At 38.8% G+C, this 18,608-nt stretch carries 22 protein-coding genes and 1 pseudogene; 7 read left to right on the plus strand and 16 right to left on the minus strand.

Translation table 11 applies throughout. The features are described 5' to 3' along the window. The 4 genes from EKC99_RS02385 to EKC99_RS02400 form a co-directional block, all read right to left on the minus strand. Positions 1-485 (minus strand): helix-turn-helix domain-containing protein (locus tag EKC99_RS02385; protein ID WP_483296087.1); only part of this gene is annotated, 485 nt, incomplete at its 3' end. Positions 486-623: 138 nt separating this feature from the next. Beyond that, on the minus strand, positions 624-776 hold the full coding sequence (locus tag EKC99_RS02390; protein WP_163150312.1) for a hypothetical protein: 153 nt from the start codon (positions 774-776) through the stop codon (positions 624-626). 40 nt (positions 777-816) lie between these two features. After that, positions 817-1,293: a ribonuclease E activity regulator RraA gene (rraA, locus tag EKC99_RS02395; protein WP_009361184.1), complete on the minus strand. Its 477-nt coding sequence runs from the start codon at positions 1,291-1,293 to the stop codon at positions 817-819. 44 nt (positions 1,294-1,337) lie between these two features. Beyond that, positions 1,338-1,859, minus strand: coding sequence for a metal-dependent hydrolase (locus EKC99_RS02400; RefSeq protein WP_009361183.1), 522 nt, complete (start codon positions 1,857-1,859; stop codon positions 1,338-1,340). 166 nt (positions 1,860-2,025) lie between these two features. Between EKC99_RS02400 and EKC99_RS02405 the strand changes: the two genes are divergently transcribed. Together EKC99_RS02405 and EKC99_RS02410 are read left to right on the plus strand one after the other, a co-directional pair. Further along, a complete protein-coding gene (locus EKC99_RS02405; RefSeq protein ID WP_009361182.1) occupies positions 2,026-3,126 on the plus strand; it encodes an acyltransferase in 1,101 nt (366 codons plus the stop codon). 89 nt (positions 3,127-3,215) lie between these two features. Beyond that, positions 3,216-4,889 (plus strand): methyl-accepting chemotaxis protein, encoded by a 1,674-nt coding sequence (locus EKC99_RS02410; protein ID WP_163150314.1) that lies wholly within the window; start codon positions 3,216-3,218, stop codon positions 4,887-4,889. Positions 4,890-4,911: 22 nt separating this feature from the next. On the opposite strand, the gene EKC99_RS02415 is transcribed toward EKC99_RS02410, so the two are convergent. Beyond that, positions 4,912-5,721: a uroporphyrinogen-III synthase gene (locus EKC99_RS02415; protein WP_240468787.1), complete on the minus strand. Its 810-nt coding sequence runs from the start codon at positions 5,719-5,721 to the stop codon at positions 4,912-4,914. A gap of 193 nt (positions 5,722-5,914) precedes the next feature. Here EKC99_RS02415 and EKC99_RS02420 point away from each other — a divergent pair, with 193 nt between their 5' ends. Next, a complete protein-coding gene (locus EKC99_RS02420; protein ID WP_163150316.1) occupies positions 5,915-7,222 on the plus strand; it encodes an ATP-binding protein in 1,308 nt (435 codons plus the stop codon). A 91-nt stretch (positions 7,223-7,313) separates the two neighbouring features. Here EKC99_RS02420 and EKC99_RS02425 read toward each other — a convergent pair whose 3' ends face one another. The 9 genes from EKC99_RS02425 to EKC99_RS02465 all read right to left on the minus strand — a co-directional run bounded on the left by EKC99_RS02425 (position 7,314) and on the right by EKC99_RS02465 (position 15,488). Then, a complete protein-coding gene (locus EKC99_RS02425) occupies positions 7,314-7,754 on the minus strand; it encodes a flavodoxin (RefSeq protein ID WP_009361178.1) in 441 nt (146 codons plus the stop codon). A gap of 126 nt (positions 7,755-7,880) precedes the next feature. After that, entirely contained in the window at positions 7,881-9,737 is a 1,857-nt protein-coding gene (locus EKC99_RS02430; RefSeq protein ID WP_163150318.1) for a PTS fructose transporter subunit IIABC, read from the minus strand. Continuing rightward, complete coding sequence (gene pfkB, locus EKC99_RS02435) at positions 9,734-10,657, minus strand: 1-phosphofructokinase (RefSeq protein ID WP_009361176.1); 924 nt, start codon at positions 10,655-10,657, stop codon at positions 9,734-9,736. The genes EKC99_RS02430 and pfkB overlap by 4 nt, the downstream gene beginning before the upstream one ends. Next, complete coding sequence (locus EKC99_RS02440; protein ID WP_163150320.1) at positions 10,654-11,406, minus strand: DeoR/GlpR family DNA-binding transcription regulator; 753 nt, start codon at positions 11,404-11,406, stop codon at positions 10,654-10,656. Before EKC99_RS02440 ends, pfkB begins: the two co-directional genes overlap by 4 nt. A 249-nt stretch (positions 11,407-11,655) precedes the next feature. Beyond that, entirely contained in the window at positions 11,656-13,146 is a 1,491-nt protein-coding gene (gene glpK / locus EKC99_RS02445; protein WP_163150322.1) for a glycerol kinase GlpK, read from the minus strand. A 31-nt stretch (positions 13,147-13,177) separates the two neighbouring features. Continuing rightward, positions 13,178-14,005, minus strand: coding sequence for an MIP/aquaporin family protein (locus EKC99_RS02450; RefSeq protein WP_019418310.1), 828 nt, complete (start codon positions 14,003-14,005; stop codon positions 13,178-13,180). Positions 14,006-14,171: 166 nt separating this feature from the next. Next, positions 14,172-14,726 carry a glycerol-3-phosphate responsive antiterminator gene (locus tag EKC99_RS02455; RefSeq protein ID WP_019418309.1) on the minus strand — a complete coding sequence of 185 codons (555 nt, stop codon included), beginning with the start codon at positions 14,724-14,726 and terminating at the stop codon, positions 14,172-14,174. Continuing rightward, complete coding sequence (locus EKC99_RS02460) at positions 14,723-15,127, minus strand: secondary thiamine-phosphate synthase enzyme YjbQ (protein ID WP_483296088.1); 405 nt, start codon at positions 15,125-15,127, stop codon at positions 14,723-14,725. The genes EKC99_RS02455 and EKC99_RS02460 overlap by 4 nt, the downstream gene beginning before the upstream one ends. Positions 15,128-15,239: 112 nt before the next feature. Further along, a complete protein-coding gene (locus tag EKC99_RS02465) occupies positions 15,240-15,488 on the minus strand; it encodes a hypothetical protein (protein ID WP_009361168.1) in 249 nt (82 codons plus the stop codon). A 248-nt stretch (positions 15,489-15,736) separates the two neighbouring features. Here EKC99_RS02465 and cspD point away from each other — a divergent pair, with 248 nt between their 5' ends. The 3 genes and pseudogenes from cspD (at position 15,737) to EKC99_RS02480 (ending at position 16,795) form a co-directional block, all read left to right on the plus strand. Continuing rightward, entirely contained in the window at positions 15,737-15,937 is a 201-nt protein-coding gene (cspD, locus tag EKC99_RS02470) for a cold-shock protein CspD (protein ID WP_003398931.1), read from the plus strand. 167 nt (positions 15,938-16,104) lie between these two features. Continuing rightward, positions 16,105-16,344, plus strand: a pseudogene (locus EKC99_RS15870) (RNA-guided endonuclease InsQ/TnpB family protein); the annotation flags it as partial. A 172-nt stretch (positions 16,345-16,516) separates the two neighbouring features. Further along, positions 16,517-16,795: a DUF2564 family protein gene (locus EKC99_RS02480; RefSeq protein ID WP_163150324.1), complete on the plus strand. Its 279-nt coding sequence runs from the start codon at positions 16,517-16,519 to the stop codon at positions 16,793-16,795. 162 nt (positions 16,796-16,957) lie between these two features. Here EKC99_RS02480 and EKC99_RS02485 read toward each other — a convergent pair whose 3' ends face one another. Together EKC99_RS02485 and EKC99_RS02490 are read right to left on the minus strand one after the other, a co-directional pair. Then, the gene (locus tag EKC99_RS02485; protein WP_009361166.1) at positions 16,958-17,146 is read right to left on the minus strand and encodes a zinc-finger domain-containing protein; all 189 of its coding nucleotides are present in this window, start codon (positions 17,144-17,146) and stop codon (positions 16,958-16,960) included. After that, complete coding sequence (locus EKC99_RS02490; RefSeq protein WP_081957744.1) at positions 17,143-17,793, minus strand: ribonuclease H family protein; 651 nt, start codon at positions 17,791-17,793, stop codon at positions 17,143-17,145. Before EKC99_RS02490 ends, EKC99_RS02485 begins: the two co-directional genes overlap by 4 nt. A 121-nt stretch (positions 17,794-17,914) precedes the next feature. On the opposite strand from EKC99_RS02490, the gene EKC99_RS02495 reads away from it, so the two are divergent. Continuing rightward, positions 17,915-18,598 carry a queuosine precursor transporter gene (locus EKC99_RS02495; protein ID WP_026011794.1) on the plus strand — a complete coding sequence of 228 codons (684 nt, stop codon included), beginning with the start codon at positions 17,915-17,917 and terminating at the stop codon, positions 18,596-18,598. Positions 18,599-18,608: the final 10 nt, after the last annotated feature.

The following is an 18,608-nucleotide window of genomic DNA, read 5'->3' on the forward strand; positions in this document are numbered from 1 at the left end:
GATACAGGAATATGGAGAAACCACTTTTGATGTTTGTTCACTAACTTTGCTGTTCCAAACGTCCATGTTCCGTCGAAATACGTTTCAAGTCCTTTCGTTTGAAAAGGAACTTTGATTCGTCCTTCTAACGTATTGATGGAAAACAACCCTTTGGTTAGGCTGTAATCTCGATTAAAAACGAGGTCTATTTGCGGTTTTTTAAACGCAATCTGACACCACTTGTGTCCATTGGTTTGGTTGGTTTTATATTTTGCAATCACCGTTTTTAACACAGACTGTGCCATTTGAGATTTTAAGCCAAATGTAGAGCGAAGTTTGCGGTACGTCATCTTGTGAAGTTTGGCTTGCACAAGGGTGTTTTCTTTGTATATCACTTCCGACACCGCATTGCACGCATCACGATATGCTTGCATCGTTTTTTGAAGAAGTTGTTCTTGTTCAGATGTCGGTAAAATTTTAATTTTTGCTGTTAAAGTCAATTTCATGTCCTCACCGCCTTTCACTAATTTTATTTTATCTTATTTTTAGTGAAAGGTAAACAAAAACACGCATTCCTCCCCATGCTTGAAAGCAGGGGTTTCCTGCGAGATTTTTCATGAAAAAAGTCGGGCTGATCGCCCGACTCATTCTTCTCGCTTGCTAACACGAATAGCTGGTGTGTTGTTCCCCATATAAAACGGAACGCCTTCTTCATGCGGATAGCCATAAAAATAACGGTTGATCTCTTGTTCAGCAAACGCTACTTCATCTTCTCGCATTGTTCGTTTTTTCTCCATCGCCTATCCCCCCTAGACGATAGAATAACCGAACAAATCGTTATTCATGCAAAGGCTCGTCTGAAACAATCACCCCATCTTCATCAACATATACGTATGTACCCGGCCTCCACTCTATATCCCCGAAATAAACAACTGTATCTCGTGCCCCTTTTCCTTCTTTTTTACTTTTGCGCGGACATGTTCCGAGGGCAACGACACCAATTGGCATCGTGCTGATTTCTTTCGAATCACGAATACATCCGTGTACAATAATACCTGCCAATTGGCGATCATACGCGATTTGCGCGAGGCGATCCCCTACAAGCGCACAACGTCTCGATCCTTTTCCGTCAACAACGACTACACTTCCTGCGGGTACCGTTTCTAGTGCTTCTCGAACAAGTACATTATCCTCAAAAACATCTACTGTTGTCATTGGTCCATAAAATGATGTTTTTCCACCATAACTTTGAAATGTCAATGAACAAACGCGTACACGTTCCCCGTATTGATCGCATAAATCTGCCGTTTTCATCCTCATCCCCCATTTTTGTCAATCTCAACATAATCATATTCAATTTATTCGGAAAAATCAATAAATGAAAACAAAAAGAATGAACTGTTCTCTTCTATCGCTCCGTTCGTTAAAAAATAAATAAACAAAACGAGAAAGCAGTAAAAAAGCAACGTTTCAAAAAAGCTAGACGTACGATAAGTCATAATAAAACGATATCTTTTTTTCGAAAATGGCCAAAGTAGCGGAACACCTTGACTCGAACAGTAATCAGCTAACACATGAAACGCATAACCGAGACATAATCCGAGCGTAAAAGGAGAAAAATGTTGGAATAATAAAACGGCTGTGATCGCTCCCCATGCTAATAGCGAGTGCGTAAATCCACGATGACCAAACGCCTTTTTCACTTGTTTCGCCACACCAAGTGAGCGGCGACCAATATACGAATTTGGTTCATCAATATCAGGAAGCAACCCTCCAATAGCTAATCCTGCTGCATAGGTAACAGTAAAAGATATAGGGGTATACGTTGCAATCCCCGCACCAATGGCTAATGATGAAACAATATGAGTATGATAACGCATTGTTTTTCACCTTCCTTTTGTAAACGCTTCACATGACACTAATTATTAACATTCATGAATTTGAGACTGTTTTTTCAATAAATGTTCATTCTTCAACTAACTTTGTGAAACTATTAGCATTATACTAGTATATGAACAAATTGACAAATGAAGCTGGTGAGGAAAAATGATAAAAAAAACACCTGCAGAACTAAGCGTTATGAAAAGTTTAGCATTTTTAGCGGTCGTTTTTCAAAGTGCGTTATTATATGTTATGAATGATCGCTCTCCACATGCTGAGGAAGCGATTATGATCAGTATATTGTTTCAAGTCGTCAAATTTTCTGCGCCTGTGTTCGTCTTTTTAGTTGGATTTCATATTGCACAACAAAACGAAGCCATTCATTACTCACGTTACATGGCCCATAAATGGAGAGAGCTAATTATCCCGTATATCACATGGTCATCTATTTACTTTGTATTTAGTCATCCACACGCATGGGAAGCGATGAAACAACTATTGCTTGGGGAAGCAGCTCCTCATTTATGGTATGTCGTCATGATTATACAATTTCATTTACTCATTGGCGCCATTGTTCCCTTTTTCCGTTGGCTGAATGAAAAAAAGTATTGGAAATTATTTATTATCGTTAGTGCAATCATTTACATGAGCTTTGTTACATTCATTTCTCCATTCGTTCAAAGCAAATCATATGTACATTACATTGATCGCACATTTTTATCTTATTTCTTCTATTTTGGTTTAGGTGGTATGGCCGCATACACATTGCCAGCTTGGCGAAAATTTGTTATTCGAGCTATTCCACTTAACACATTTTTATTTTTATCTTTATTTATTTTTGTTGGGTATGAATTATTTACATCGCAAAGCATTTTTTCGATCGATTTAACAACGATTACGTATTTAAAACCTTCAATGGTGTTATATGTCACATCAGAAATTTTCTTGTTATACGGTTTATCAATCACCATTGTACAAACAAAATCGCTCCTATATACAGCGTTACGTTTCGTTAGTCGATATACGTACGGAGCATATATCGGACATGTATTTTTCTTATCCATGTTTGTGTCGATTATTCCGACAACGATGTATTCCCTATTACAAGCGGTCATGTTATTCGCCATGACAACCATTGCTTCCATCGGTATTTGCTATATGATACACGCTACACCGTTTAGCTTACTTTTTATCGGTCAAGCACGTGAACGTCGAACCATTTCCATCCCTATATTTTCAAAACTGAAAAAAGGCGTCCCAAGTTAATTTTTGGGATGTCTTTTGTTTTATTTGCACAAACCCGTCCTTTTACCAAACATATAATAAATTGGACAAATAGAAAAAGGAGGAAAAATATGAACATTAGTCGGAAAATTTTTTTAGGGTGCTTCATCATTTTATTAATCGTTATCGTTGTAGGAGGATTCCAAATATTTAGAATGAATGAAACAAAAGAGATGTACAATCACTTAATCGATCATCGTTTCCATATCATTACGAAAACAGATGAAATGGTCACTCTTTTTTATGAAGAGAGAAAAGATATACTAACTTATTTGCTACTAAAAGATGATAAATTTTTAGCGAGTTATGAAGAAAACCGAAGGAGTTTTTATACAAATTACGAACAAATAAGCTCAATGTTAACAACAACCGAAAGCAAAACGGTTATTAATAAGTTACAACAACTAGAATATCAATATTTCCAGTTCGTACAACAATTTTTACGTACAACTAATAAACAAGAACAAGCAAGTATTGTCCAGAAGCTTCAACAAACAGGTAACTATTTTTTACAAACGGCTGAACAAATGTTACAGCGACAAAAAACATTATTAGCAACGGATCAACAACACATTGAACAGTACATGAAACAAACGTATATGATATCACTCATAATTATCACATCCCTCATTTTATTTGGTAGCGTTGCTTCCTTTTTTATTAGTCGACAAATTGCCAAGCCAATCCGCCTCGTTTCTGACGAACTACAACGCATAGCAAAACAAGACTTATCTTCCCCACCTTTGCCAGTGAAAACAAAAGACGAAACAAAATATATGATTGAATCAATTAATGACATGAAAACAAAATTGAAGCAAACGATTGAAACGATGAAGGATATTTCTATTCATATGGCATCGCAAGCAGAGCAGTTTGCCGCTAGCTCAAAACAAAGTACGCAGTCGTCCGAGAAAGCGACAGAAACGGCTGAGCAAACATATGCAGAAGCGGAACAACAATTGCGCATGCTCAAAGTAGCGGACGATTCTTTACATGAATTTTCCATCGGGATGAGTCAAATTGCCGAAAGTACAGAAGATTTGCTTGCATCAGCAGAACGAGCACATGATTTTGTCAATCAAGGGAAACATTCCATTCAAGCGGTGACAACACAAGCTTCCGATATGCGTGATGCCATGTTTACAACAAAAACACTTGTTGAATCACTTCAACAACATTCTGAGAAAATTGGAAAAATTACAAACGTCATTACGGCTATCGCCGAACAAACGAACTTGCTTGCCCTAAACGCAGCGATTGAAGCTGCGCGGGCCGGTGAGCATGGAAAAGGATTTACTGTTGTCGCTGACGAGGTACGAAAACTATCTGAGCAATCGAAAGAAGCGGCAAAAGAAATTGAAACGATGCTAGATCAAATAAAGATCGGAACAAAAAAAGTAGCGCAAGCCATCGAGGAAAATACGAAAAAGCTTGTTGACGGCACGACATACTATGAAACGGCAAAACGCTCATTTCAAGCGATTGATGACTCAGTAGAACGAGTGTTTTCTAAAGTACAAGCCACATCAGCAGCGATTGAACAAATGACCGCGATTTCAAACGAAATAACTGAAACGATGAAACAATTAAAACAACTAGCGCATCAAGTCATGCAAAAAAGTAAAGAGAGCGCTCTAACTGCAGAAGAACAGCTAGCCATGAACGAACAAATTTCTTCCGCTGCCCAAACGCTTGCTAAACTTAGCGAGCAACTTCGTACAATAGTTGAATTATTTCGTCTGTAGCTGTGCATACATGTATGCACAGCTACTGCTTGTCAAAATATTGGGCAAGTTCAACAATCATCGCTCCCATCCGTTCATGAGCTGGAGCAATGACGCGTGCAATCCCTTCTTCATGTAACGCCTCTTTTGTTACTTTTCCTACCGCAACAGCTACAACATCATCAGCAAATGCTCGTTTTATTTCTTGAACATATCCCCTCTCCTTTACAAATGAAAAGAAAAAGCGCACTTGAATCGCTGATGTAAAACAAACCGCTTGTACAGATCGAGAGAGGATTTCATCAATAAGCTGTTTCATCACATCAGCCGCAGGCGGCGTATGGCGATACGGCCATATCTCTTGATATAATGCGCCTCGTTTAACTAAAAATTGTTGCAACGATGGAGCTGAGTCTCCATAAAGTTGAACAACGACACGTTTGTCTGTCCATTCCACGTCCTTTAGCGCATGCACAAGACCTTGTGTTGTTCCGTCTTCTGCCGTTATGTGCGGGCTTATGCCGTATGTACGTAAAACGTTTGTCGTTTTATACCCACGCACCGCCACATGCGCTTGACGAATGGCTTGAAGAAACTTTTCTCCCATCCCCCACTCGTCTGCTTTTTTCATTAATGTGTCAACACCAATTCCTGTCGTAAAAATAAACCAATCGACTGGTTCATTGACCATTTGATGAAGTTGTTGTTTTAGCTCTTCATTAAAAAACATCGTTCCTTGGGCAGGACGCAAGATCGGAATGCCCCCTTGTTTAACGATAAGCGCACCCATTTCCTCTATTTTACGCGAGGCACATAGTGCAATTTTTTTATTCGTTAACGCTTTCTCACCCATTCTCTCATCTCCTTTTCTTCCCATCATACCACATAAAGATGCGAGATGGCGCAAAATTTGTAGAAACGTGACATAAAACATCGAACGATTATGTATTCACAACATGATGAACTTTTCTTACAATATAGAAGACAATTCGACAAAAATATTTCGACAATTCAAACAAATGATTCTTTGAAAGGAGCGGCTTTATATGCCCTCGTTAATTAAAGAAATATTGCTAAATTTATTTTTTATTATATTAGCGCTACTAATTGTTCCTATCTGGCTTGAAGAACGGCGCATATCCGATCACGTAAAAACAATTTTAAAAACGATAGCGATCGGGATATGCATTATATTTTGTATGACATTCCCTATACATATAGCAGGCAGTTTTATTTTTGATTTACGTCAAGTCGCTATTTGGATTGGCGGTTTATACGGAGGAGCATTGTCAGCCCTTTTTCTTTCGAGCATTGCTGTTATTTATCGCATCATTATCGGTGGCACAGAAGGTATTATTGTGACGATGATCATTACAACTATCCAAGTTATTATTTGCTTCTTTCTTTACAGAAAGTTTCAAACATCTTTATCTTCGAAACAACGAATTACTTCGATTACTCTTTTATCAATCGGAACAGCTATGTTAACAATGATACTCTCTAGCATATGGATTGTTGATGACTACCAAATTTTACACATTATTTCAACATATTTTCCAGCACAACCACTTGCAGCGTTTTTAGGTGCCTATATTACTGAAACGATTCAAAAACATAGTGACCTTCGTCGACGCATTATTCGTGCCGAAAAGATGGAAGTGGTCGGACATTTAGCTGCTTCCATTTCACACGAGGTGCGCAACCCATTAACTGTATCTAGAGGATTTATGCAATTGTTACTGCAAAGTGAACGAATGAATTATAAAGATAAACAATACATTCAAATTGCAATTGAAGAAATTGACCGCGCTGAAGCAATTATTACAGATTACTTAACGTTCGCCAAACCAGCTCCAGAACATGTCGAAAAATTAAATGTAAAAACCGAAATTGAGCGAGTGATTGATATTTTACGTCCCCTCGCTAACATGAACAGCATCGAAATTCAAACGTCCCTCTTGCCATTTGCGGTAAAAGGAGAACGCCAAAAATTTCAACAATGTTTGTTGAACGTCATGAAAAATGCTATTGAAGCGATGCCAAATGGAGGTACATTGCGTATTAACGTATCAATCGATAAAGATTACGTGCTTATTCATATTAGTGATACAGGAGTTGGCATGACAAAAGACCAAATTGAACGATTAGGAGAACCTTATTTTACAACAAAAGGAGCAAAAGGGACGGGTCTTGGAATGATGGTTGTTTACCGCATTGTTGAGACGATGAAAGGAGATTTATTTATTCATAGTGAAGTGGGGGAAGGAACAGACGTATATATGTATTTTCCATCTTATTATAAATCAGATATTGAGAAATTTTCACGAAAAAACGAAAAAGCGATCCCAATTTGAACAAGTTATTTATTGACTTGTTCTTTTCTTTTTTATTGATTATTTAGAACATAGTTCAACTAATGAAAAAGGTCGTATGTGAAACGACCTTTTATAACTGTTTAGAAAATTCCTTACCAAACGCAATGCATAATTGTTTATCTTCATTTGTTGGCGTCAATTCGATCTTCAATCCTTCAAGAACGACTTCAGCCCCACATTCTTGCAGTTTTTCGATTAAAATATCAACAGCAGCACCATATTTTTCATAACTTGAATCGCATGAGCCGAAAACAGCCGCTTTTTTTCCTGTTAAGTCCACGTCATTCAATTCATCATAAAAATCTAAAAAGTCATCTGGCAGTTCTCCATCTCCCCATGTGTACGCTCCGAGCAAAATGCCGTCATATTGTTCAAGTTCTGTTGCGGTAGCATCCAACACTTCTTTTACATCTAACTCGACTCCTTGTTCACGAACGCCTTGAGCAATCGCTTCCGCCATTTCTTCTGTATTGCCTGTCATGCTTGTAAATACCATGATTACTTTTGCCATCAGTAATCCCCCTATAAATATAATTGATAATTATTTTCAGTAAATATATTAAATGATAATGATTATCTTTGTCAAATAGTTTTCATAAAAAACGCGCGATTTTTCTCATCGCGCGCTTATAATCTATTATTCTTTCACTTCTTTTTTCCAGAATCCAACCATTAATGCAGTCACAAGTGAACCGATGAAAATGGCAAGCACATATAACAATGGATTCCCTTTTACAATCGGGATAACAAAAATGCCACCATGTGGTGCTGGAAGTCCAATACCAAACATCATCGTTAACGCCCCCGCAATGGCTGAACCGACGATAATGGAAGGAATGACACGTCCTGGATCAGCTGCCGCAAACGGAATGGCCCCTTCTGTAATAAACGAAGCACCCATAATATAGCACGTTTTTCCTGCTTCCCGTTCCGCTTTTGTAAATTTCTTTTTGAATAATGTTGTTGCAAGTGCTAATCCTAAAGGAGGCACCATTCCACCTGCCATAATAGCTGCATGTGGGGCATAATTTCCGGCATCAATCATCGCAATGCCAAACGTAAACGCCGCTTTATTAATCGGGCCACCCATATCAACCGCCATCATACCACCGAGGATCAGACCAAGTAAAACAAGGTTGCCTGTTCCCATATTTTCAAGCCATGTTTTCATTCCTTCATTTAACGCTTTTACTGGATCAATGACGACATACATCATAATAAATCCTGTAAGCAATATTCCAAATAACGGATAAAGAAGAACCGGTTTAATTCCCTCAAGTGATTGCGGTAAACGACTAAACCATTTTTTCAATCCGACAACGAGATAGCCGGCTAAAAAGCCCGCAATTAGTCCACCTAAAAAGCCTGCACCGCCATTTGCTGCCATAAATCCACCGACCATCCCCGGAGCAAATCCTGGACGATCCGCTATGCTCATCGCAATAAAACCAGCTAACACCGGAATCATAAGTGCAAAGGCACTACCACCACCAATATCCATCAACGCTTTTGCTATCGGATGGAATGATGGATCATTTGGATCAAATGCTTTAATACCAAAAATAAATGAGATCGCAATTAAAATACCGCCACCGACAACGAACGGAAGCATATTCGATACGCCGTTCATTAAATGTTTATAAAATCCTGTTCGTTCTTTTGATGCATATGAACGCTGTCCACCGCTTGCTCGATAAATTGGAGCCTCTTGTTTTAAAGCTCGATCAATAAGTTGCTCGGGTTTACGAATAGCATCGGCAACAGGTACTTGGATAACATGTTTTCCATCAAATCGATCCATCTCTACTTGCTTATCTGCTGCAACGATAATGGCGACCGCTTCTTCAATTTCTTGTTGTGTTAACTCATTTTTCACACCACTTGAACCGTTTGTTTCTACTTTTATATCTACTCCCATTTCTTTTGCTTTTGCCTTCAAGGCGTCAGCAGCCATATACGTATGCGCAATTCCTGTCGGACAAGCGGTAACAGCTAACACTTTTTTCTTTCCATATGGTTGTTTTTCTTCTGTCACCATTTCTCCCTCCTTTTCTTCAATCGCCTGAATGATCTGTTGTTTTGTCGAAGCGTTTTCAATTTTTGAACGAAACGATGCATCCATTAACAATGTCGACAAGCGGGATAACGCTTCCAAATGTGTGTTATTTGCTCCTTCAGGTGCGGCAATCATAAAAAACAAATGGCTTCGTTTTCCGTCTAACGAATCGTAATCAATTCCTTCTTTCGAACGTCCAAAAACAACGGCTGGAGTGCGCACCGCTTTCGTTTTTGCATGAGGGATAGCAATTCCTTCGCCAATCCCTGTCGTGCTTTGTGCTTCACGGGCAAAAATTGCTTCAATAAACGTTTGACGATTGTTTAACTTTCCTGTTTTTTCAAGAACATCTACTAATTCTTCAATCACTTCTTTTTTTGTTCGCGCTTTCAAATCAAGAACAATCGTATCCTCTGTCAACAAATCTGTTATTCTCATACCCGATCCTCCATTCGTATAATTTTTACTTCATCTAATAAGCGATGAACCTCTTCTTCTGTGCATAAATCTTCCGAAAATGCTGTTGCACTCCCCGCGGCAACACTATAACGAAACGCTTCTTCAAGCGATGCTTCGTTCACATATGCAGCTAAAAAACCCGCTACCATCGAATCGCCGGCACCAACCGAATTTTTCACTATTCCTTTTGGAGCTTGAGCGACTAATATCACATCTTTATGGAACAAAATGGCCCCATCTCCAGCAAGTGAAACAATTACGTGCTGGACACCATTGTTAATCAGTTTTTTCCCGTATTCCAATATTTGATGACGACTATGAATGCTCACTCCGAACAATTCTCCAAGCTCTATTTGGTTTGGTTTAAGTAAAAACGGCTCGTATGCAACGGCTTGTTTCAGTGCATTGCCACTCGTATCAACGACAACAGCAACCCGTCGTTTTTTTGCTTCTTCCATCATCGTGACGTAAAATGTATCATCTACCGAAGGCGGAAGGCTTCCTGCTAAAACGAGGATATCTCCTTTTTTTAATTGCTTAATTTTAGCAATTAACGCTTCTTTATGTTCGTCGCTAATAACCGGCCCTTCCCCATTTATTTCCGTTTCTTTTTCCCCTTTTAACTTAATGTTTAGTCGCGTTTGTCCAGGTACAGTAATAAAATCTGTTAAAATATGCTCTCTTTTCAATTCATCAGCAATAAACTGACCTGTAAATCCACCAATAAATCCAAGAGCAATATTATGAACGTGTAACCGTTTCAATACACGCGACACATTAATTCCTTTTCCGCCCGGAAAATATGCCGTTTTTGTTGCTCGATTTAATTTTCCAAGTTCGATCTGTTGTGCTTTCACAACATAATCGACGGAAGGATTTAACGTACATGTATAAATCATGATTTCACAACCTCTACTGTCGTTTTTGCTTCATACATTGCTAGCAACTCTTCATCTGTTTCATCCGTAATCATCGTTGCCTCTTGTAATGGTGCAATTTTGGCAAACGTACTTTCGTTTAATTTTGAGTGATCGGCTAATACAAAAGCTTGTTGTGATAAATGAATAGCAGTTTGTTTTATAAGCGCTTCTTCCGGATCTGGAGTTGTATAACCAAATTCAATATGAACGCCGTTTACACCGATAAAACATTTGTCAAAACTATACTGTTGCAACGAGTGAATAGCTCCTCGACCAATTAACGCATTCGTTTTTTTCTTAATTAGCCCACCAACAAGATACGTTGGAATGTCTTTTTCTAACAATGCTTCAATATGCATAATGCCGTTCGTTACGACGACGATATTTTTTGCTTCAATATAAGGAATCATCTGTAATGTTGTCGTTCCTGCATCTAAATAAATGCAATCACCATCTTGAATAAGACTTGCTGCGTATTTTCCAATGAGTTGTTTTTCATGAATGTTTTTCGTCGATTTTTCAAAAACGCTCAACTCTTCTCTTTTTTGTTGTAACAACGCAGCCCCACCATGAACGCGCTTTAATTTTTTTTCTTTTTCTAGTTGGCTTAAATCACGTCGAATCGTCGATTCCGAACATTGTGTTGCTTCAACAAATTCATGTAACTTTACAACTTCTTTTTCTTGTAGCAACTGCAAAATAATGCGATGTCTTTCTGGTGTTAACAATCTTACACCTCCTTTTTTTAAACCGCTTACATCTTTATCATACCGAAGTATCATCAAAAAATCAATCAAATTCGTTCAATTTTAATCAAAAATTATCATAATTTTTCACATATCATTCAAAAACAATCATATTTCAGAAAAATAAAAACTGCCTCATGTAGAGACAGTTTTTATTTTTCTGTTGATTATTTAGAACATAGTTTTATTTTAAAACAAAACCAGCTACCGAGTGGGTAGCTGGTTTTGTTTTCATTTAAACATTTGTGCAGTGCGAACTGCTTTTTTCCATCCATCATATAAATGTTGGCGAACATCAGTAGACATTTTCGGTTCAAAGGCGCGATCAATATTCCACTGCTTCGCAATTTCTTCTTTACTTTGCCAATATCCAACTGCAAGTCCTGCCAAATAAGCCGCACCTAGTGCAGTCGTCTCATTAATCATTGGTCTCTCAACAGGCACACCGAGGATGTCGCTTTGAAATTGCATTAAAAAGTTATTTTGGACTGCTCCGCCGTCTACACGCAACGTTTTTAACGTAATTCCCGCATCTGCTTCCATGGCAGTTAACACATCTTTCGTTTGGTATGCAAGCGACTCAAGTGTTGCCCGAATGAAATGCTCTTTTGTCGTTCCACGCGTCAAGCCGAATACTGCCCCTCGTACGTCGCTATCCCAATATGGTGTTCCAAGTCCTACAAATGCTGGCACGACGTATACTCCATCCGTTGACTGCACTTTTATTGCATACGCCTCGCTATCTTTTGCTTCCTTAATCATTCGTAATCCGTCACGTAGCCATTGAATTGCAGATCCAGCAACGAAAATGCTCCCTTCTAGTGCATACTCGACTTTCCCATCCATCCCCCACGCAATCGTCGTTAACAAACCATGCTTTGACTGAACGGCTTTTTCACCCGTATTCATTAACATAAAACAACCTGTGCCGTATGTGTTTTTCGCCATTCCTTCTTCAAAGCATGCTTGCCCGAATAATGCCGCTTGCTGATCTCCTGCAATTCCAGCGATCGGTACCTCTTGTCCGAAGAAATGGTACGGTGCCGTATGTCCGTAAATTTCTGAAGATGGTCGAACATCTGGCAACATCGCTTTCGGCACTTGCAAAATGTCAAGTAACTCATCATCCCATTTTTGCTCATAAATGTTGAACATTAACGTTCTTGACGCATTAGAGTAGTCAGTTACATGTACTTTTCCGCCAGACAGTTTCCAAGTAAGCCATGTGTCAATTGTTCCAAACAATAAGTCCCCTCGTTCTGCTTTTTCACGTGCACCATCAACATGGTCTAAAATCCATTTCACTTTCGTTCCTGAAAAATAAGCGTCAATGAGCAAACCTGTTTTTTTATGAAATACATCATGATATCCAGCCTGTTTCAATTGTTCACAAATTTGCGCTGTTTGGCGTGATTGCCATACAATCGCGTTATAAATCGGCTGCCCTGTTTGTTTATCCCATACGACTGTCGTTTCGCGTTGGTTTGTAATACCGATTGCCGCAATTTGTTTTGGCTCAATAGCCGCTTCCGACAATACTGTTGCAATGACAGCTAAAATAGAGCCCCAAATTTCATTCGGATTATGCTCGACCCATCCTGGTTGAGGAAAATATTGTGCAAACTCTTTTTGTGCCATATGCACAATTTCCCCTTTTTGATTAAATAAAATGGCACGCGAACTCGTTGTCCCTTGATCAAGAGCTAAAATGTATTTATCCATACCCCTTCTCCTCCTATATTTTCCATTATATTTATATTGTTATTTTTCTTGCTGCTTGCAAGTTGTTATTTTTTCTCTGTTCTGATACAAATGCAATGATTAAAATAAATACCGTTATCATAAAAACATACCAAAATGATTGTGTCATTTGTCCTTTAAATACAGCTTTATAAAAAAGCCCTCCTAATGAACCTCCTAACAAAGGACCAATAACAGGAACCCAAGCGTACCCCCAGTTCGAACTTCCTTTACCTGGTATAGGTAATAAAAAGTGTGCAATTCTCGGACCTAAATCTCTTGCAGGGTTGATCGCATATCCCGTCGTTCCTCCTAGAGAAAGGCCTATACTGACTATAAAAAAGCCGACAATAAGTGGATTTAAACCTTCTGTAAACTTATTCGCTCCGATTGCTAAAATTCCAACAATTAAAATAAAAGTTCCCAGTATCTCGCTAAGTAAATTAGCGAAACGATTTGGAATGGCTGGTCCAGTAGAGAAAACACCTAGTTTCACACCTGCATCCTCTGTTTCTTTCCAATGTGGTAAATAATACAAAAACACAAATGTTGCGCCAATCATTGCACCAATCATTTGAGCTAGAACGTATTCTAGAACTTGATTCCAAGGAAAATCTCCGTTAAATGCTAAAGCCAATGTAACTGCAGGATTTAGATGAGCTCCACTATATTGCCCCACGACATATACTGCAATAGCAACTCCAAGTCCCCAACCCATTGCAATCACAATCCAACCACCATTTTGAGCAAACGACTTTTTCAGACTAACTGCTGCACAAACACCTCCTCCAAAAATAATTAATAATGCAGTCCCTACAACTTCGGCTATAAATGGTGTCATAGCCTTTCTTCCCCCTTTGCCATTTTATTTTGACAGAAAACAAAAAGACCCACACATATCCCGCTAACATGGAACATGCGTGAGTCTCCTTTTCTCCGTCACAAAGTTAATTAACTTACTTACAATTCTAATGAATGTTGAAAGCGGTGTCAATATTTTTCCTTCATCATTTTGGTTCAAAATACCGCCAAAGTTCGACATTTGATGTCGTTACAGCAACAGCCCCTGCGGCAAGTGCTGCTTCGACCTCTGTTTCATTTTCTATTAATCCGCCAGCAATAATGTTTTTTCCCGTTCGTTCATGAAGTTGAGAAATGACTTTCGGAACAACACCAGGCAACACTTCAATATAATCGGGGTTTGTTTTTTCTACAAGTTGAACACTTCGCTCAAACGCGTTCGAATCAATAATAAATGTGCGTTGAATCGCGACTACGCCTTTTTGTTTCGCTTTCGTAATTACACTGCTTTTTGTCGAAATCAATCCATACGGTTTGACGAGTTGACATAAAAATTCTGTTGCATATTCGTCGCTTTTTAATCCTTGAATTAAGTCAACGTGAAGAAACATTTTTTTACCATGCTCATTTGCGTATGTATACACACTTTTCAGCATACCAATATGAATATCTAAAAATACCCCATATTCGTAATTCATTTTGATCAGTTTATCAAAATCTTTCATCGAACGTACAGCGGGCAAAATACGTTGTCCGTTCATCCTTCCATCACCTTTACATAAAATGTACGCGTTCTCGGTCCATCGAACTCGCAAAAATAAATGCTTTGCCATGTCCCAAGAAGCAACTGGCCTTTCGTGATAATAACATGCGCTGAGGATCCAACCGTGCTTGCTTTCATATGTGCCGCTGTATTTCCTTCACTATGTCGATCAAGCGCATGATGCCATGGATACAATTCATCAAAACGACGAATCATGTCTCGTTTCACATCCGGGTCAGCATTTTCATTTATTGTTATTCCTGCGGTTGTATGTGGACAATAAACAACAACAATTCCTTCTTGCACTCCACTTTCTGTAACAAATGATTGGACAAACGAAGTAACATCTACAAACTCATCTCGCTTCGTTGTTTGAATCGTCCATCGTTTCATCATCATACCTTCCCACCTTTATCCTCATATATTTATGATCATACATATTTTCACAATTCTTTTCCATAAAAAAATTCATGAGCACCTATCATAGTGAAAGCCCAGGATGATCTGGGCTTCAATCATATACATGGTGAGACGGAATGATATAATCTACCGAAATCACAGGCAAATCGTGCTGTTCAACAGAGGCAACAATTAAACCTTGTTTGCTTACAATACCAAATTGTTCTTTCTGCTGCTCAAATGCCGCTTCGCTAAACGCTAAAACCGTTTGATATAGCTTTTCTTGATCGACTTTTTGCTTTCGTACATGGTTACTTAACTTAATGATGACTTCTTTTCCACAAATTTGACCACGATACATGCCGCTCACTCCCTTTCTATACTCCTTACTGTTAATGTTATGCACTGATTACAAAAATCCTCCTCTAAAAAAATTTTTTGAAAAAATCGCCTTTTTGTCTTGACTCTTCCTTGTCATTCGTGTATAGTCTAATTATCATCTAACTGAATATATGTCCTGCACCGATTGGTTGCTGTGGATATATTCCGTTATATGAAAAATTTTTTCATTAGCCTATTGGCTAAAAGGTATTAGGAGGATTCAGTATTATGCAAAACGGTAAAGTAAAATGGTTTAACAACGAAAAAGGTTACGGATTCATCGAAGTTGAAGGTGGAGACGATGTATTCGTACACTTCACAGCAATCCAAGGTGAAGGCTACAAAACGTTAGAAGAAGGTCAAGCTGTTTCTTTTGAAATCGTTCAAGGAAACCGTGGCCCTCAAGCTGCAAACGTAGTGAAATTATAATCGTCTGAGATGATTCATATATAGCTCGACGAAAAGACCAGCAAACGCTGGTCTTTTTTCATGAAGAATCTCGCAGGAAACCCCTGAATTCATTCATGGGGAGGATTGCGATGTTTCTTTATTTTTCACTAAAAATAAGGTAAAATAAAATTAGCGAAAGGTGGTGTCAACGAGAAAACCGTTGGATGCAAGATGTCAACCATTGCATCAGTAAGGCACTCGTTGAACGTTATGGCAAGAACACGCTGTTTGTGTTATTGGGCATACAGAAAAAGCAGACCGAAAGAAGAACACACACATTTGGTTGCCAAACATGCCAACATACAACAAACGATGACCGAGTAGGTGTGATGAATCTTCAACGAAAAGGAATCGAGTACATCGTTGAAGTAACCACGAACGCATGACGTTGGTGGTTGGGTAGCTGTCAACCTGCCCTGATGCAACCCCAAATGAAGGAAGGAGGACACCGTCCGCTTGCACTTCTGGGGAGTTGCAAGCCCGCGACTTTAGTCGTTGGGTAGTTGACTACATACTCCCCTCCTTTCACACAAATACTACAAACGAGGAGGGATAGCAATGACACAAAATCCAAAAAAGCCGCATCTTCAGTCCGATAGCGTATTTACTAAAATTGAAAATGCACATTTAGCCGTTGAATCAGCAAAAAAAATGGTGGCAGCAGCAACGATGAGCTTAGATGACCATGCGTTTAATCACGCAAAAGAGGCAATTGAACAGGCAAAAGAAGCGATCGCGCGCGCTAAAACAGGCGCAGAAGATCCATTGTTGTTACAATGTGAAAAGGAACTAGCAGACGCACATCATCAATTATTTGAGACGATCAATCATATGTAGTGACAAAGGGTTGACCCAAAAGGAGGGTAATGCTCCTATTTGAGATGAAATGGAAAAATAGACCACCAGTGAAAACCCAGTAAAATCAAGGGTTTCAGCGGTGGTCTATTTCACATACTTAGGTTAAGTTTCATCAAAAAAGGGGGTTAGGTCAACCCCTTGTTACACTTTTTGTTTCACAAGCAACTGACCGTATTGTTGTATTTTTTCGCCTACTGTACATGTCTGAATGCAAAACGATTGCGCATACGATTTTCCGCACTCTTTACGAAATGTTCTTTTCACAAAACATCCTTCGCAATACGTATCAAACAACTCATTTAACCGAAGTAACACGTCTTTTCGATTCATCGTTCACGCTCCAACCGCATTGTACTCGTAATGATCGTTCCACGAAGCGCTTGTGTCGCTAATTGATGCGCTTCACCATTTTGTTTTCTACGAATTGGTTCATAAATTGGTGAAATACAAAGTTTCTTCATTTTTTGCTCAATTCGCTCAATCCATCTCCCCTCTTCTGAAAATACTGGCCATTCATCAGATAATTGATGAAATACGACATGCGCGTCTCCGCGGAAAACGACGGGTAAATGATGAACACCGAGATGGTCAAGCTGTTCGAGTAAAAAATGGAATGCTGCATACTCCGCTTCATTATTTGACTGCAATTCATCTAGCTGCGCATTTGCGCGTATGCGAAATGGATCGCCGTTTTGTTTATAATAAATAACAACGCCAACTCCCGCTTTTTTTGTTTCATGATCAAAACCGCCATCAAAATATGCAACAACATCATGCGGATCCGCTTCGATTTCTTTCATTAGTTTGGTTAACTCTTTCTTTGTCCACGCTATACCACGTGCATCATAAAATAAAAGTTGTTTTACTCTTCCCGTTTTCTCTATATCTTCCGCAAAAACGAAAGCTTCTTCCACTTCCATTTCTTTTGATGTCCACACCATTTCCTTTTTTTTCGGTGTTACATATGTCCACTCCATAAATACCTTCACATCGCTCACCTTTTCTTTTTGATTTTATTATAACAGTTTAGACAAAAAATGATCTCAATTGTATAATATCCTTTGTGTCTTTATACTTTCATACAGAGGAGGGATCACCATGTTCAATGAAATACTCGGTCTTTTTTCTGCCATCGTCACATTTTCACTTGTATTGCTCATTTATCGTTTCTTCGGTCGTTCAGGTTTATTCGTATGGATCGGCTTTTCTACTGTTGTCGCTAATTTACAAGTCGTTAAAACGGTTGAATTACTTGGTATGACAGCTACACTTGGAAACGTCATGTACGGAACTGCCTTTTTAGTGACTGACATTTTAAGTGAAAAGTACGGAAAAAAAGAAGCACAAAAAGCGGTATGGCTCGGCTTTTTTACACTCATTTCACTCACGATCGTGATGCAACTTGCTTTATTATTTAAGCCGCATGCTACTGACTTCGCACAACCGGCATTAGAAACGATTTTCGGTTTGTTGCCACGTATCGCAGTTGGTAGTTTGCTTGCTTTTTTAATTAGCCAGTCACTTGATGTTCACTTATTTCATTGGTTTAAAAAGAAATTTCCGCACGATTCTCAACTTTGGATTCGCAATAATGGAAGTACGATGATTAGCCAATTAATCGATACACTCGTTTTCGCATCGATCGCGTTTCTCGGTGTATTCCCATTTCACGATTGGATACAAATTTTTATTACGACGTATGTGTTAAAATGGATTGTCGCAATGTTAGATACACCTTTCGTATATATCGCAAAAAAAATATCTCCAAAATATATGGAATGATGGTAAAATG

It is taken from the genome of Anoxybacillus sp. MB8 (assembly GCF_011006755.1).
Taxonomy (GTDB): Bacteria; Bacillota; Bacilli; order Bacillales; family Anoxybacillaceae; genus Anoxybacillus; species Anoxybacillus gonensis.